Origin of the sequence: Amycolatopsis sp. NPDC051716, assembly GCF_040681595.1 — a bacterium.
Taxonomy (GTDB): Bacteria; Actinomycetota; Actinomycetes; order Mycobacteriales; family Pseudonocardiaceae; genus Amycolatopsis.
In genome coordinates, this window is sequence record NZ_JBFAZA010000042.1 from 73,796 (window position 1) to 88,894 (window position 15,099).

At 71.3% G+C, this 15,099-nt stretch carries 13 protein-coding genes and 1 pseudogene; 12 read left to right on the plus strand and 2 right to left on the minus strand.

The genetic code is table 11. The features are described from left to right. Positions 1–100 precede the first annotated feature (100 nt). Positions 101–1,345: an FAD-binding protein gene (locus AB0M30_RS40125; protein ID WP_364595567.1), complete on the plus strand. Its 1,245-nt coding sequence runs from the start codon at positions 101–103 to the stop codon at positions 1,343–1,345. A 103-nt stretch (positions 1,346–1,448) separates the two neighbouring features. On the opposite strand, the pseudogene AB0M30_RS40130 reads toward AB0M30_RS40125, so the two are convergent. Both AB0M30_RS40130 and AB0M30_RS40135 read right to left on the minus strand, forming a co-directional pair. Beyond that, positions 1,449–1,689, minus strand: a pseudogene (locus tag AB0M30_RS40130) (transposase); the annotation flags it as partial. A gap of 194 nt (positions 1,690–1,883) precedes the next feature. Further along, positions 1,884–2,867: a LacI family DNA-binding transcriptional regulator gene (locus AB0M30_RS40135; protein ID WP_364595570.1), complete on the minus strand. Its 984-nt coding sequence runs from the start codon at positions 2,865–2,867 to the stop codon at positions 1,884–1,886. Between the two features lie 297 nt (positions 2,868–3,164). Here AB0M30_RS40135 and AB0M30_RS40140 point away from each other — a divergent pair, with 297 nt between their 5' ends. The 11 genes from AB0M30_RS40140 to AB0M30_RS40190 all read left to right on the plus strand — a co-directional run bounded on the left by AB0M30_RS40140 (position 3,165) and on the right by AB0M30_RS40190 (position 15,002). Continuing rightward, positions 3,165–4,361, plus strand: coding sequence for a Gfo/Idh/MocA family oxidoreductase (locus AB0M30_RS40140; protein WP_364595572.1), 1,197 nt, complete (start codon positions 3,165–3,167; stop codon positions 4,359–4,361). 210 nt (positions 4,362–4,571) lie between these two features. After that, complete coding sequence (locus AB0M30_RS40145) at positions 4,572–5,864, plus strand: extracellular solute-binding protein (RefSeq protein ID WP_364595575.1); 1,293 nt, start codon at positions 4,572–4,574, stop codon at positions 5,862–5,864. Positions 5,865–5,867: 3 nt separating this feature from the next. Then, positions 5,868–6,842: a sugar ABC transporter permease gene (locus AB0M30_RS40150; protein ID WP_364595578.1), complete on the plus strand. Its 975-nt coding sequence runs from the start codon at positions 5,868–5,870 to the stop codon at positions 6,840–6,842. Beyond that, positions 6,839–7,684 (plus strand): carbohydrate ABC transporter permease, encoded by an 846-nt coding sequence (locus tag AB0M30_RS40155; protein WP_013226274.1) that lies wholly within the window; start codon positions 6,839–6,841, stop codon positions 7,682–7,684. Before AB0M30_RS40150 ends, AB0M30_RS40155 begins: the two co-directional genes overlap by 4 nt. Positions 7,685–7,688: 4 nt before the next feature. Then, entirely contained in the window at positions 7,689–8,306 is a 618-nt protein-coding gene (locus tag AB0M30_RS40160) for a DUF624 domain-containing protein (protein WP_364595581.1), read from the plus strand. Further along, positions 8,303–9,436 (plus strand): Gfo/Idh/MocA family oxidoreductase, encoded by a 1,134-nt coding sequence (locus AB0M30_RS40165; protein WP_364595584.1) that lies wholly within the window; start codon positions 8,303–8,305, stop codon positions 9,434–9,436. Before AB0M30_RS40160 ends, AB0M30_RS40165 begins: the two co-directional genes overlap by 4 nt. Further along, complete coding sequence (locus AB0M30_RS40170; RefSeq protein WP_364595587.1) at positions 9,436–10,662, plus strand: Gfo/Idh/MocA family oxidoreductase; 1,227 nt, start codon at positions 9,436–9,438, stop codon at positions 10,660–10,662. Before AB0M30_RS40165 ends, AB0M30_RS40170 begins: the two co-directional genes overlap by 1 nt. Then, the gene (locus AB0M30_RS40175; protein ID WP_364595590.1) at positions 10,659–11,600 is read left to right on the plus strand and encodes a PmoA family protein; all 942 of its coding nucleotides are present in this window, start codon (positions 10,659–10,661) and stop codon (positions 11,598–11,600) included. The genes AB0M30_RS40170 and AB0M30_RS40175 overlap by 4 nt, the downstream gene beginning before the upstream one ends. A 10-nt stretch (positions 11,601–11,610) precedes the next feature. After that, positions 11,611–12,897 carry a pectate lyase gene (locus tag AB0M30_RS40180; protein WP_364595592.1) on the plus strand — a complete coding sequence of 429 codons (1,287 nt, stop codon included), beginning with the start codon at positions 11,611–11,613 and terminating at the stop codon, positions 12,895–12,897. A 238-nt stretch (positions 12,898–13,135) separates the two neighbouring features. Further along, complete coding sequence (locus AB0M30_RS40185; RefSeq protein ID WP_360186211.1) at positions 13,136–13,906, plus strand: pectate lyase; 771 nt, start codon at positions 13,136–13,138, stop codon at positions 13,904–13,906. 67 nt (positions 13,907–13,973) lie between these two features. Beyond that, positions 13,974–15,002: a pectinesterase family protein gene (locus AB0M30_RS40190; protein WP_364595594.1), complete on the plus strand. Its 1,029-nt coding sequence runs from the start codon at positions 13,974–13,976 to the stop codon at positions 15,000–15,002. Positions 15,003–15,099 lie beyond the last annotated feature (97 nt).

The window sequence follows — 15,099 nt, forward strand, 5'->3', positions numbered from 1 at the left end:
GACATCGCCGTCACCGAACCCTGGCGCGCTGGATGCGGGACTTCTGGCACGCGGCGGCCGCGTAGGGTTCGAGACGAAGGTCGGGCACGCGGAAGGACACATGCGGGTGGGCGAGTCGAACTGGGCCGGGAACCTCACGTACGGCGCGGACGCGGTGACGACCCCGCGGACGGTCGACGAGGTGCGGGCCGCCGTCGCGGCCGCGACGCACGTCAAAGCCCTCGGGAGCCGGCACTGCTTCAACGACATCGCCGACTCCCCGGGCGGGCTCCTGCTGGACCTGAGCGCCCTCGACGCCGGAGTCGAGCTCGGCGACGGCACGGTGACGGTCGGCGGGTCGGCCCGCTACGGCGACTTCGCGCAGCAGCTGCACGACGCGGGGTTCGCGCTGTCGAACCTGGCGTCGCTGCCGCACATCACGGTGGCGGGCAGCGTCGCGACCGGCACCCACGGCTCCGGGCGGCGGCAGCCGGGTCTCGCCGCGGCCGTCTCCGGCCTCGAGCTGGTCACCGCCGACGGTGAGCTGCGGAGCTTCACCCGAGAAGACGCCGAGTTCCCCGGGCTGGTCGTCGGGCTCGGCGCGTTCGGCGTCGTCACCCGGCTGACCCTCGACGTGGTGCCGGCGTTCGACGTCCGCCAAGACGTCTTCGACGATCTGCCGTGGGAAGCCGCGTACGAGCACTTCGACGAAATCGAAGACGCCGGCTACAGCGTCAGCATGTTCACGAACTGGGCGAACGACGCGATCGACCAGGTGTGGATCAAGAGCCGCGCCGGCGATTTCACCGAACGCGCCGGCCTGTTCGGCGCGGTGCCCGCCGACGGGCCGCGCCACCCGGCGCACGCCGCCGGCATCCCGGCGGGCAACTGCACGCCCCAGCAAGGGGTGCCGGGCCCGTGGCACGAGCGGCTGCCGCACTTCGCGCTGGCGTTCACCCCGAGCGTCGGGGACGAGCTGCAGTCGGAGTACTTCGTGCCCTACAGCGCGGCGACCGCCGCGATCCGGGCGGTCCGCGAGATCGGCGACCTCGTCGCGCCGCTGCTGCTGGTCTCGGAAATCCGCGCGATCGCGGGCGACGACCGCTGGCTGAGCCCCTGCCACGGCGGCGACCGGGTCGCCCTGCACTTCACCTGGCAGCCGCGGCAGCCCGAGGTGGAGGCGGTGCTGCCGGTCATCGAGGAGCGCCTGGCCCCGTTCGGTGCGCGTCCGCACTGGGGCAAGCTGTTCCACGGCATCCCGGCTGAATACCCGCGGCTGGCCGAGTTCCGGGCGCTGGCGGAGAGGCTGGACCCGCGGGGCAAGTTCCGCAACCCCTTCCTGAGCCGCAACGTCTTCGGCGGCTAGGGCTTTTTCACAAGGCAGGGGAGCAGGGTGGCCAGGTCGATGGGCGACCACCGGCCCGGCCGCGGCGCAGCCGGTTGGCTCGTTGGTCCCGGGATGTGTGACTCCGGCGCAGGTAGGTGCGGATGGCGGCTGGAGTAGCCCTTGTCCGTCAGGACCCGGCTCGGTCGGCCCGCCGGTCGGCCCGGGCAAGGGTGACGGAACTCGATCCCGGCCATGACCGCAGGGAACTGGGTGCAGTCGTTGACGTTGCCGCCGGTCAGCAACATCAACAGCGGCCGCCCGTGGCCGTCACAAGCCCGGTGGGTCTTGGTGGTGAACCCACCGGGGGAGCGGCCGATGGGATGATCACCTGACTCGCACTCTGCCCGCCGCAGGACGCCCCTTGACGCTCGACACCGGAAGCAGCGGCTGAATGACCTGCCACTGCTCGTCGGTCAGCTCATGCTTCCGCACCACGACCGAAGATCAAAGCGGATCACCCGCACCAGCTTTGAGGACAGGCCCTGGCCCGCCGGAGTGAGCTGGTCGGCCCCGCCGGTCAGGCCGACGGCGGAGCCGTGGTGGCGCGGACGATGAGGTGGGTGTCCAGCACCTGGGTCGTGTGCTCGTCGGCCTCGCCGTCGAGCAGGCCCAGCATGATCGTCACCGCCGCACGGCCCGCCGCCTCCGTGGGCATCGCGATCGTCGTCAGCGGGGGTGCCGAGATCGCCGCGAAGACCAGGTCGTCGAAGCCCACCAGGCTGACCTCGTCCGGCACCGGCACCCCGCGGGCGTTCAGCCGCGCCAGCGCGCCGAAGGCGACGAGGTCGTTGTAGGCGACGATCGCCGTCACGTCCGCCGCCAGCGCCAGGTCCGCGCCTTGCAGGCCGCCCTCGAACACCGGCGGGAACGGGCCGAACTCGACCACTTCGGTGCCGTGCTTCCGCGCGGTCTCCGCCAAGCCCAGCCTGCGGGTCTGGTTCGCCCAGGACGCCCGCGGCCCACCCAGGTAGGCGCAGCGGCGGTGGCCCAGCGCGGCCAGGTGCTCGATCGCCTGGCGCATCCCGTCCGCGGCGTCCATCACGATCGACGGGATACCGGGGACCTCCCGGTTGAGCAGCACCAGGGTGGTCTGCCCGGCGAGCGCGCGCAGCTGGTCGTCGGTCATGCTCGGGCTGCACAGCACGACGCCGTCGACCTGCTTGGCCATCCGGCGGACGAGGTTCTGCTCCATCGCCGGGTCCTCGTCGCTGTTGGCGAACAGCACCGCGATGTCGTCCTGGCGCGCACGGGCCTGCACGCCGTTCAGCACCCCGGTGAAGAACGGGTTGCCCAGGTCGGAGACCACGATCCCGATGTGCCCGGTGCGGACCGCGGGCCCCGGCTGCGGCGTGCCGGCCGCGTGGTAGCCCAGCTCGTGCGCCGCGGCCAGAACCCGGGTGCGGGTCTGCTGCCGGACCAGGTCGGGGGACGTGAACGCCCGCGAGACGGTCGAGATCGACACGTTGGCCCGGCGGGCGACGTCGTGAATCGTCACGGTCACGGCTACTCCTCGGCAGGCTCCCGCAACATCATGGAAACTCCCCGAGTGCATTGTCAACAAATCCTGCAAACGGTCTTCAGGACTTGCAGGCGGAAGTGGTCTATTCCAGTAAGCGCTATCTCAAAACGCGGGCAGCCGTTCGGAGCATCGGCGATTCGACTATTTCGACGCAACCGTCCTGATGATTGACACGTTTGTCACGCACGCCCTACGGTGACGACCGGAAGTTTCTCCCAAAGCCTGACCCATTCGTCAGTTCCGCGCGGGCGCCCCACCGGGCCCGCCGATCGGAGATCCATGTCGGGGAGCCGGAGCCGCACCGTGGCGGACCCGCCGAGGGTGGCGGTCGTCGGCACGTCCGGCTACGCCTTCAGCTACCTGCACCGGACGCGGATCCTGCACGACGAAGGACTGGTCCGGTTCGCCGGCATGGCCGACATCCGGCCCCCGTCGGCCGCCGCCATCACGCTGCTGCCTCCGGGCGGCACCGCGCACGCGAGCGTCGACGACCTGCTCCGCCGCTGCCGCCCCGACATCACCGTGGTCGCGACGCCGCCGCACGCGCACGTCCAGACCGGCGCCGCGGTGCTGCGGGCGGGCAGCGACCTGCTGCTGGAGACCCCGCCGGTGCTCGACCTCGACGGCTTCACCACGCTGTCGCGGCTGGCCGCGGAGACCGGCGCCGCCTGCCAGACCGGGTTCCAGAGCTTCGGCTCCCCGGTGCTGCCCGTCCTCCGGGCGGCGATCGCGGCCGGCCGGCTCGGCGAAGTCACCGGGGTCGGCGCGGCCGGGGCGTGGATCCGCACCGACGCCTACTACCGCCGCAACCCGTGGGCCGGGCGCCGCTGGCTCGACGGCGAGGCCGTCGTCGACGGCGCCCTGACCAACCCATTCTCCCACGCCGTGGCCACCGCGCTGCTGGTCGGCGGGGTCGCCGGGCGCGACCCGGCGGAGATCGCGCTCGAGCTCTACGGCACCCGCGACATCGAGGCCGACGACACCGCGTGCCTGCGGATCCGGTTCGGCGACGGACCCGAGATCGTCGTCGCCGCTTCGCTGTGCGCCGAGCAGGACCACGAGCCCTACGTCGTGGTGCACGGCGAGCGCGGCCGCGCGAAGTTCTGGTACAAGAGCCACCGCCTCGAAATCGACGACGAGCGGTTCCACCTCGGCGAACCGGCGGACCTGCTGCGCAACCTGATCGCCCACCGCCTCGACCCGGACGGCGTGCCGTTGCTCGCGCCGCTGGCCGGCACCCGGGCGTTCGCCTCGGTGGTCGAAGCGGTGCGGGACGCGCCGTCGCCGTCGCGGATCCCGGCGGGCTGGATCCGCACCGTGGGCGAAGGGGCGAGCCGGCACCCGGTCGTGCGGGGGATCGGCGAAGAGGTCGCCGTCGCCGCGGACCGGCTGGCGCTGTTCTCCGAGATCGGCGTCCCGTGGGCGAGTGCCGCGCGACGACCGTCGGGCGGCGCGGCCGCCGAACGCACCGGATAACGCGGCCGGTGCGCACCAGCGCTGGCAGCCCGGTCATCGCCGCCGTTGCTGTAAGCGCTTTCTCGGCATGTCCTCTGAACAGTGAAGACGTTGGTACGCAAGGGGTATTGCCGCCGTTTGCCCGTTGACACCGGTGTGGCGCACTGCCTACCGTGAGCGCGCTGACAGCGTTTTCAGAAAAGTGCTGACCGGCTGAGGACGGAGAGTTCGATGGGGCGGACAACTGAGCGTAGGACCCAGGGGCGAGGTGTCGCCGCGCTGGCCGTGGTGGTCCCGCTGCTGCTGACCGGGGTGGCCGCCTGCGGCTCGGACTCCGGTGGCGGCGGCGACGTGACCATCAATTTCGTCTGGTGGGGCAGCGACGGGCGGGCGAACCTGACGAAGAAGGCCGTCGAGCTCTTCCAGCAGAAGAACCCGAACATCAAGGTGCAGACGTCGTTCTCGGCGTACGCGGCCTACTGGGAGAAGCTGGCGACGCAGACGGCCGGGGGCAAGCCGCCGGACGTGCTGAACGTCGACAGCCGCTACCTGGCCGAATACGGCGGCCGCAACGTGCTGGCCGACCTGAACTCCGGCGCCGGCAAGGCGATCTCGCTCGCCGACGTCAACCCGGAACTGGCGGCCACCGGCGTCTACCAGGGCAAGCGCTACGCCGTGCCGTGGGCGCAGAACACGCCGGCGATGATCTACGACCCGGCGGCGTTCACGGCGGCCGGCGGCGACCCGGCGAAGGGGATGACCTGGGACCGGTTCGCCGAGGTGGCCCAGAAGGTCGGCACGGCGGGCTCGGCGCGCGGGGTCACCGACTTCGGCATCCTCGACACGACGCTGGAGATCTGGCTGCGCCAGCAGGGCAAGCAGTTCTACACCCCCGAGGGCAAGCTCGGCTTCACCGCCGACGACCTGCGCGGCTACTGGCAGCTGGCGAACAAGTTCCGCGACACGAAGGCCGCTTCGCCCGCCGACGTCACGGCGTCCTACAACACCTCGCCCGAACAGGCCCCGCTGGGCAAGAAACTGACCAGCTCGGAGTTCGCCTACGACAACCTGCTTCCGGCGTACCAGAAGGCGAACGGCAAGCCGCTGAACGTGGCGCCGTACCCGACCGGCGCGAACGGCGACACCGGCCAGTACCGGCGGCCGTCGATGTTCCTGTCCGTGTCCGCGCGCAGCCAGCAGCAGGCGGCGGCGGCGAAGCTCGTCGACTTCCTCGTCAACGACCCCGAGGTCGGCAAGATCGTCGGCACCGACCGCGGCCTCGCGCCGAACCTCAAGGTCCGCGCGCAGCTGGCGGCCGGCGCGAAGGGCAGCGACAAGACCCTCTACGACTACGAAGCCGCGCTCGAACCGAAGCTCGGGGCCGCGCCGCCGGTGCCGCCGAAGGGTGCCGGCGCGATCCAGAAGCTGCTGCAGCGCACGTACGAAGAGGTCGCGTTCGGCCGGATGAGCATCGACGACGCGGTCAACCGGTTCATGACCGAAGCCCAGAAGGGACTGTCCTAGCCGATGACGACCCTGCGCACGCCGGACCCCCCGGTCGCGCCCCCGGCGCCCGCCGCGCGCGGCCGCCGGGGCCGGCCGGCCGGGCGCCGCCGCAAGAGCCAGCCGGAGGCGTTCGCCTTCCTGACGCCGTGGCTGCTCGGCGCGGTGGCGCTGACCGTCGGCCCGATGGTGGTCTCGCTGTACCTGTCGTTCACCGACTACGACATGTTCACCGCGCCGAAGTGGGTCGGCTTTGGCAACTTCGCGCACATGTTCACCGGCGACGACCGCTACCTGCAGTCGGTGAAGGTCACGCTGATCTACGTGCTGGTCTCGGTGCCGTTGAAGCTGACGGTGTCGCTGCTGGTGGCGATGCTGCTGAACACCCGCCGCGGCGCCAACGGCTTCTACCGGGCGGCGTTCTACGCGCCTTCGCTCCTCGGCGCGAGTGTCGCGGCAGCGCTGGTGTGGCGGGCGCTGTTCATGGGCGGCGGCCCGGTGAACGAGGTGCTGGCGTCCTTCGGCTGGCACACCCCGAGCTGGGTCGACGACCCGCAGTTCAGCCTCGCCTCGATCGTGCTGCTGGGCGTCTGGCAGTTCGGCGCGCCGATGGTGATCTTCCTGGCCGGGCTCAAGCAGATCCCGGCGGAGCTGCACGAGGCCGCCGCGATCGACGGCGCGGGCGCGTTCCGCCGCTTCCGCCACATCACGCTGCCGATGCTTTCGCCGGTGATCTTCTTCAACCTGGTGATGGAGGCGATCCACGCCTTCCAGGCGTTCACCCCGGCGTTCGTCATCGGCGGCGGCCGAGGCGGGCCGGCCGACGCGGACCTGTTCTACACGCTCTACCTGTTCGAGGTCGGCTTCCAGGACTTCCGGATGGGCTACGCGTCCGCGATGGCGTGGGTGCTGCTGGTGGTCATCGCGATCGTGACGGCCATCGTGTTCCGCACGGCGAAGCTTTGGGTGTTCTACGACGATGCGGAGGACAAGAAATGACCGTGCTGCCGCGTACGGCGCGGTCGTTCGGCTGGCACGTGCTGTGCCTGGTCATCGTCGCCGTGGTGCTCTACCCGCTGGTGTGGCTGGCGTTCGCGTCGGTCAAGCCGCCGGACGAGATCCTCTCCCGGCTGGCGCTGCTGCCCAGCAGGTTCGTCTTCGACGGCTACACGAAGGGCTGGGAGGGCGCGGCGGACGTCGGGTTCGGCCGCTTCTTCCTCAACTCGTTCCTGGTGGCCGGCCTCTCGGTGGCGGCGAACGTGCTGTCGTGCTCGCTGGCCGCGTTCGCCTTCGCCCGGCTGAAGTTCCGGTTCCGGGGCGCGCTGTTCGCGTTCATGATCACCACGCTGATGCTGCCCTACCACGTCACGCTGATCCCGCAGTACGTGATCTTCCAGCAGGCCGGGCTGGTCAACACCTTCGTCCCGCTGATCCTGCCGAAGCTGCTGGCCACCGAGGCGTTCTTCGTGTTCCTGATCGTGCAGTTCATGCGGGGCATCCCGCGCGAGCTCGACGAAGCGGCCATCATCGACGGCTGTTCGGTCTACCGGACGTTCTGGCACGTCGTGCTGCCGCTGTCGAAACCGGCGCTGGTCACGACGTCGATCTTCACGTTCATCTGGACGTGGAACGACTTCTTCACGCAGATGGTGTACCTGAACGACACGGAGAAGTTCACCGTGCCGCTGGGTTTGCGGCTGTTCGTCGACACCAGCAGCGAGTCGAACTTCGGCGCGATGTTCGCGATGTCGGCGCTCGCGCTCGTTCCGATCGTGCTGTTCTTCCTGGCCTTCCAGCGCCTGCTGGTCGAAGGCGTCAGCACCAGCGGCCTGAAGGGGTGAACCGATGCGCAGCGCAACCGTGCGGACGAACTGGCGTGCCGGACTCGGTGACTTCTCCGACTGCCTGCTGGCCGGGCTGCTCGTCGCCCTGGCGTCGGTGCCGGTGGTGACCGCGGCCCCGGCGTTCGTGGCGGGCTGCCGCGTGCTCGACCGGACCCGCCATGACATCGGCCGTCCACTGTGGACGACGTTCTGGGCGGACTTCCGCGAGGCCGCGCGCGGTGGCGTCCTGTTCGGGCTCGGCTGCCTCGCGACGATCGTGGTGTTCGCGGTGGATCTGGAGGTCGTGGCCTCGATGCCGGGGGCCGGCGTGCTGAAGCCGGCGTTGTGGCTGCTCGCGGTGGCAGGTGCGGTGGTCGCCGTGCGGACGTGCGAGGTGGTGGCCACCGGCGGCGGTGCGGCCGGGCGCCGGGAGACCGGGGCGCCGCTGCCGGGCGGGCGCGCTTGGCTCCGGGCCGTGGTAACCGCGGCGCGGGAAACCGCGGCCTCGCCGGCGAGAGGCCTGCTGCTCGCCGTCGCCGCCGGTCTCGCCGTCCTGCTCGTCTGGATGCTGCCGATCCTCGCCCTCGTGGTGGCCGGGCCGCTCGCCCTGGCCGCGGTCGCGACCGGCGGCCGCCGATGACGCCGGAGGTGGTCGTCTTCGGCATGGCCGGCTACGCGGGCCAGCACCTGCGCCGCGCCCGCGCCTTGCACGACCGCGGCGAACTGGTGCTGGCCGGCGCCTGCGACATCCGCGAACCTTCCCGAGACGCCCGCGCCTTGCTGCCCGGAGGTGCGGTGATCACCCGGGACGCGGCCGAACTGCTCGCCCGCACCACCCCGGACATCGCCGTGGTGGCCACCCCGCCGCACACCCACCTGCCCCTGGCGAAACTCGCGCTCGCCGCCGGCTGCCACCTGCTCGTCGAGAAACCGCCGGTGCTCGACCTCGCGGCCTTCGGCGAACTCACCGAATTAACTCGCGGCCGCGCCTGCCAGACCGGGTTCCAGAGCTTCGGCTCCGCCGCGGTCCCCGTCGTGCGGGCGGCGATCGAGGCCGGGGAGATCGGCACGGTCACCGGGGTCGCCGCCGCCGGGGCGTGGATCCGGCGGGACCGGTACTTCGCCCGCGCCGAATGGGCCGGCCGCCGCCGGGTCGGCGGGCAGCCCGTCGTGGACGGGGCGCTGACCAACCCGTTCGCCCACGCCGTCGCGACCGCCCTGCTGGTCAACGGCACCGCCGAGGTCCTGCCGGACCGGACCGCCGTCGAGCTGTACCGGGCCCGGGACATCGAGTCCGACGACACCGCCTGCGCGCGGCTGAGCTTCGCCGGTGCGCCGGGCGTCGTCGTCGCGGCCACGCTCGACGCCGAGGCCGACCACGACCCGTACGTGCTGGTCCACGGCACCGAAGGCCGGATCCGCTGGCACTACAAGACCGACCTCGTGTTCGTGGGGGACGCGAAAAGACCGATCGGGCCGCCGCGGGACCTGCTGGCCAACCTCGTCGCGCACCTGCGCGACGGCGAGCCGCTGCTGGCCCCGCTGGCCGCCACCCGCGCGTTCACCGCGCTGGTCGAGGCGGTCCGCGACGCGCCCGAACCGCTGCCGCTGCCCACCGAATGGGTCCGGGCGGTGGACACCGGCCCCGAACGGCACTTCGTCGTGCCGGGCGTCGACCGGGCCGTCGACACCGCGGCCGAGCGGCTCGCGCTCTTCTCCGAACTCGCCCTGCCCTGGACCGGCGTGACTTCACCGGAACGAAAGAGGTGATGGCGGTGCGACGCCACGCGATCGTCGGCCTGGGCTCCCGGGCCCAGCTGTTCGCCCGGGCCCTGGCCACGTCGCCGCGGGCCGAACTAGCGGCCTTCTGCGACCACAACGAGACCCGCATGCGGGTCCACAACGACTGGCTGGGCACGGAAATCCCCGGCTACCGGCCGGCGGACTTCACCGCCATGCTGGCGAAGGAGCGCATCGACGTCGTCGTGGTGTGCACGCCGGACCACACGCACGCGGACTACGTCGTCGCCGCGCTGGAGGCCGGCTGCGACGTCGTCACGGAGAAGCCGATGACCACCGACGTCGAGGGTGCGCGGCGGATCCTGGCGGCCCGGCGCGAGACGGGCCGTTCGGTGCGGGTCGCCTTCAACTACCGGTACAACCCGGTGCACCGCCGGGTGCGGGAGCTGCTGGCCGCCGGCGCGATCGGGGCGGTCGGCTCGGTCGAGTTCAGCTGGCTGCTCGACACCGCGCACGGCGCCGACTACTTCCGCCGCTGGCACCGGGACAAGGCGAACTCCGGCGGGTTGCTCGTGCACAAGTCCGGCCACCACTTCGACCTCGTCAACTGGTGGCTCGGCAGCGGTCCCGAGACGGTGTTCGCGCTGGGCCGGCTGTTCTTCTACGGCGACAAAACCGGCCACCGCACGGCCGGTGACCGGTTCGCGCTGGATCTCGAAGCCTCGCCCAAGCTGCGCGCGCTCTACCGCGACGCCGCGCGGGAAGACGGCTACGTCCGGAACCAGGACGTGTTCGCGCCCGGCGTCACCATCGAAGACGACCTGTCGGTACTCGTGCGCCACCGCGGTGGCGCGGTGCTGAACTACCACCTGCACGCGTATTCGCCGCGCGAGGGCTACCGCGTCGCGTTCTCCGGCAGCGGAGGGCGGCTGGAACTGGACGTCCGGGAGAACGAGTACGCGTCCGGCGCCGAGCCGGTGCCGAAGCGGGGGTGGGCCCGGCTGACCGTGCAACGACTCTGGGAGCCGCCCGAAGTCGTGCTCGACGAGGAGCTGGGCGACGGGCACGGCGGCGGGGACGAACGGATGCTCGCCGAGCTGCTCGGGGACGCCGGACCGGACGCGCTCGGCTGCGCGGCCGATCACGACGCCGGCCTGCAGGCCCTGCTCACCGGGCTGGCCGCGAACCGGTCCCTGGAAACCGGCCGGTCCGTGTCCGTCGAGGAGCTGCTGGGGGAGATCGGGGAACCGGCGTGAGCCGGGCCGCGGTGGGGGACGGCACGCCGGCGGTGACCGAGGAGGGCGACGGCCGGGTGCGCGTGCGCCTCGGTGACGTCGTGCTGGCCGAGTACGTCGTCGAGCCGCCGACGCCGGCCGGGGACTCGCCGAAGCCGTACCTGCACCCGCTGCGCACCACCGCGGGGGAGATCGTCACGGCGGTCCGGCCGCACGACCACACCTGGCACAACGGCCTGCAGTTCACCATGGCCCACCTCTCGGGCGAGAACTTCTGGGGCGGGCGCACCTACGTGCGCGGCCGCGGCTACACCCCGCTCGACAACAACGGCACCATCGGCCACGTCCGCTGGGAAAGCATCGCCGACGCCGGCGGGCACTGCGAACTGCGGCACGAGCTGGCCTGGCGCACCGCGGCCGGCCGGCGCTGGCTCACCGAACACCGGACGCTGCACTTCGGCGACGTCTCGCTGCGCGGCGGCCACTGGACGCTCACCTGGTCCAGCCGGCTGCGCAACACCAGCGGCCACGAGCTGCGGTGGGGGAGCCCGGTCACCGAAGGGCGGGACACCGCCGGCTACGGCGGGCTGTTCTGGCGCGGGCCGCGCTCGTTCGTCGGCGGCACGGTCCGGACGTCGGACGGGAAGGCCGCGGCCGAGGCGATGGGGCACCGGGCGCCGTGGCTCGCCTTCACCGGGCAGCACGACGAAAGCCTGCGGACCTCGACGCTGCTGTTCGCCGACAGCCCGGACAACGCGGCCCACCCGACGGCCTGGTACGTCCGCGCCGAGCCGTTCCCCGTGGTCAGCTTCGCCGCGACCTACCACCGGCCGTGGCTGCTCGAACCGGGCGAGGAACTGACCCTGACCCACCACGTCGTCGTCATCGACGGCACCCCGGACGCCGCCGGGCTCGCCCGGCTCGCGAGGCGGGTGCTCACGAGACAGGACACCGACTAGAGGAGCCGACATGCGCTGGAAAGCTTTCGCGGGGTGCCTCGCCCTGCTCGGTTTGACGCTCACCGCCGCACCCGCCCAGGCGCACGGCCGCGATCCCGGCCGGGTCGTGCTCGGTGCGCACGACGGCTGGGCCGCGGCGACCACCGGGACCACCGGCGGCGCGGCCGCCGCCCCCGGTGACATCCACACGGTGAGCAAACGCTCCGAGCTCGCGGCCGCGCTGGCGGCGAACCCGGGCGCCCCGAAAATCATCTACGTCCGCGGCACCGTCGAGGGCAATGTGGACGCCGCCGACCGGCCGGCGAGCTGTGAAAGTTTCGCCGATCCGGCCTACAGCCTCCCGGCGTACCTGGCGGCGTACGACCCGGCGACCTGGGGGAGAGTGCCGCCGTCGGGGCCGCTGGAGGAAGCCCGCGCGCGGTCGCAGGCCAACCAGGCGAAGCAGGTCGTGCTCGACGTCGGCCCGAACACCACGATCGTCGGGCTCGGCGGGCACGCCGTGCTGCACGGGCTCACCCTGCGCGTCACCGGGGACAACGTGATCCTGCGGAACCTGAACTTCGCCGACGCCCACGACTGCTTCCCGCAGTGGGATCCCCTCGACACCGCCGACGGGAACTGGAACTCCGAGTACGACAACCTCGACCTGGTCGGCGCGACGCACGTCTGGGTGGACCACAACGAGTTCAGCGACGGCGGCAACGACCAGCAGCCGTCCTACTACGGGCGCAAGTACGAGGTCCACGACGGGCTGCTCGACATCGTGAACGGCTCGGACCTGGTCACGGTGTCCTACAACCGGCTGCACGATCACGACAAGACCATGCTGATCGGCAACACCGACAAGCCCACCTACGACGTCGGGAAGCTGCGGGTCACCCTGCACCACAACCTGTTCTCCGAGATCGGGCAGCGCGCGCCCCGGGTGCGGTACGGCCAGGTGCACGTCTACGACAACCTCTACCTGGTGCAGGATCCGGCCGCCTACGCCTATTCCCTCGGCGTCGGCGTGCAGTCCCGGATCTACGCGGAGAACAACTTCTTCCGCATCCCGGCCGGGCTGCCCCTCGGGCAGCTGGTGCACTACTGGAAGGGCACCGTGCTGCACGCGACCGGCACGCTGGTGGCGCAGGGCAACCAGTGGCCACGGCCGGTCGACCTGCTGGCCGAATACAACACGGCCAACGACCCGGACCTCGGGGCGGACGTCGGCTGGACGCCGAGCCTCGTCCAACGCCTCGACCCGGCGTGGGCGGTCCCGGCGCTGGTGCTTGCCGGTGCCGGTCCCGGGCGCTGAAACCTTCGACAGTTTCGGCGTTTTCAGGCGGTGTTTTCTGTCCGTGTTTTCTGAAAACGCGCCGCCGGTGGCGACCATCCGGGCGACATGCGCGGCGCTGCGGCGAACGACATTGACACGGCTTGGCCGCAACCCGAAACTCGGTGGCGAGAAAGCGCTTTCACAACCCGGTCGGACGTTTTCCATCAGCGCCGATTGAAGCTCAAGACCAGGGAGTGACGAAATGATTCCCCCAGCAATGTCCCGGATCGTCCGGGTGGCGGCGGTCGCCGCGCTCGTCGTTTCGGCGGCGGTCGGCACCGGCGCCACCGCGTCGGCCGCCTCGTGGCCGAACCCCAGCACCAGCGTGCCGGTGCCGAAGACGATCAAGGTCACCAGCGGCACCTACGACGGCGGCCTCAAGCGGTTCTACGGCACCGGCGACCTCGGCACCGGCGGCCAGAGCGAGGACCAGGGCCCGATCTTCGAGCTCGCCAACGGCACCACGCTGAAGAACGTCGTGCTGGGCAACCCCGCCGCCGACGGCGTGCACTGCCTCGGCACCTGCACCCTGCTCAACGTCTGGTGGGAGGACGTCGGCGAAGACGCCGCGACCTTCAAGGGCACCTCCGCCTCCCAGACGATGACCATCGACGGCGGCGGCGCGCGCAAGGCGTCGGACAAGGTGTTCCAGCACAACGGCCCCGGCACGATGTACATCCGCAACTTCCAGGTCAACGACTTCGGCAAGCTGTACCGCTCCTGCGGCAACTGCAAGACGCAGTACAAGCGCAACGTCGTCGTGGACAACGTCACCGCCACCGTGCCCGGCAAGGCGCTGGTCGGCATCAACACGAACTACGGTGACACCGCGAAGCTGACGAGGATCACCATCGTCGGCGACTCCAGCCGCAAGATCGAGCCCTGCACGAAGTACAAGGGCGTGACCAGCGGCGAGCCGACGAAGATCGGCAGCGGCCCGGACTCGACGAACTGCCTCTACACCGCGGCGAACATCACCTACAAGTAACCGACTCGCGCCGGGGGTGCCGGCCGCCGTCCGGTACCCCCGGCGCGTTCCACTCCGTGGAGGCGTCATGCTCAAGACCCTGCTCGTCGCGTCGGTGCTCGCCGGGGCGTCGCTGGCGGCCACTGTGACGACGTCAGCGGCCGCGGCGGCGAACGTCGTCGTGGCCAAGGACGGATCCGGCAACTACACCACCGTGCAGGCCGGGATCAACGCGGTCTCGGCGGGCGGCACGATCTCGATCAAACCCGGGACCTACCGCGAAGTGATCACCGTGTCCTCGGGCAAGACCGGGATCACGATGCGCGGGACCACCGGGAAGGCCGCCGACGTCGTCATCGACTACGACAACGCCAGCGGGACGAAGAAACCCGACGGCTCGACGTACGGCACCTCCGGCAGTGCGACCGCGACGATCGCCGCGAACGGCTTCACCGCGACCGCGCTGACCTTCCGCAACTCCTTCGACCGCAACGCCCACCCGGAGATCAAGGACACGCAGGCGGTCGCGGTCAAGACCACCGGTGACCGGATGGTCTTCGACAACGTCACCTTCCTCGGCCACCAGGACACCCTGTACGCCGACACCGCGGCCGTCGGCACGGTCGGCCGGCAGTACTACCGCGCCTGCGCGATCAGCGGTGACGTCGACTTCATGTTCGGCCGCGCCACCGCGGTGTTCGACCGGGCGACGATCACCGCGCTCGACCGCGGTTCGAGCAGCAACAACGGGTTCCTGACCGCGGCCAGCACCCGGCGGTCGAACCCGTACGGCTTCCTGATCACCGGCAGCAAGGTGGTCAGCTCGGCGGCCAACGCGAGCTTCTACCTCGGCCGGCCGTGGCACCCGAGCGGGGACGTGGACGCCATCGCCCAGGTCCTGATCCGCGAGACGTCGCTGCCCGCGGCGATCAAGCCGGCGCCGTGGACCGACATGTCGGGCTTCTCGTGGAAGGACGCTCGGTTCTCCGAGTACCGCAACACCGGCCCGGGTGCGGGGAGCGGGACCGACCGGCCGCAGCTGCCCGCCGCGCAGGCCGGGAACTACACCGCCCAGAAGTACCTCGCGGGCGGCGACGGGTGGAACCCCGTGCACTGACCCCCGCCTCCCCGCCGTGGGGGGGGGGGGTGGGGGGGGTGGGTCGGCCCGCCGAACAACCCCAGCGCGCCGGGGGGCGCGGGGGGGGGGGGGCGCG

What these genes read in the sequence shown, in the direction of transcription:
- AB0M30_RS40155 (WP_013226274.1), top strand. Translation starts at nt 6,839, where the DNA reads ATGACCGTGCTGCCGCGTACGGCGCGGTCGTTCGGCTGGCACGTGCTG.
- AB0M30_RS40190 (WP_364595594.1), top strand. Translation starts at nt 13,974, where the DNA reads ATGCTCAAGACCCTGCTCGTCGCGTCGGTGCTCGCCGGGGCGTCGCTG.
- AB0M30_RS40185 (WP_360186211.1), top strand. Translation starts at nt 13,136, where the DNA reads ATGTCCCGGATCGTCCGGGTGGCGGCGGTCGCCGCGCTCGTCGTTTCG.
- AB0M30_RS40170 (WP_364595587.1), top strand. Translation starts at nt 9,436, where the DNA reads ATGGCGGTGCGACGCCACGCGATCGTCGGCCTGGGCTCCCGGGCCCAG.
- AB0M30_RS40165 (WP_364595584.1), top strand. Translation starts at nt 8,303, where the DNA reads ATGACGCCGGAGGTGGTCGTCTTCGGCATGGCCGGCTACGCGGGCCAG.
- AB0M30_RS40140 (WP_364595572.1), top strand. Translation starts at nt 3,165, where the DNA reads ATGTCGGGGAGCCGGAGCCGCACCGTGGCGGACCCGCCGAGGGTGGCG.
- AB0M30_RS40160 (WP_364595581.1), top strand. Translation starts at nt 7,689, where the DNA reads ATGCGCAGCGCAACCGTGCGGACGAACTGGCGTGCCGGACTCGGTGAC.
- AB0M30_RS40125 (WP_364595567.1), top strand. Translation starts at nt 101, where the DNA reads ATGCGGGTGGGCGAGTCGAACTGGGCCGGGAACCTCACGTACGGCGCG.
- AB0M30_RS40145 (WP_364595575.1), top strand. Translation starts at nt 4,572, where the DNA reads ATGGGGCGGACAACTGAGCGTAGGACCCAGGGGCGAGGTGTCGCCGCG.
- AB0M30_RS40180 (WP_364595592.1), top strand. Translation starts at nt 11,611, where the DNA reads ATGCGCTGGAAAGCTTTCGCGGGGTGCCTCGCCCTGCTCGGTTTGACG.
- AB0M30_RS40150 (WP_364595578.1), top strand. Translation starts at nt 5,868, where the DNA reads ATGACGACCCTGCGCACGCCGGACCCCCCGGTCGCGCCCCCGGCGCCC.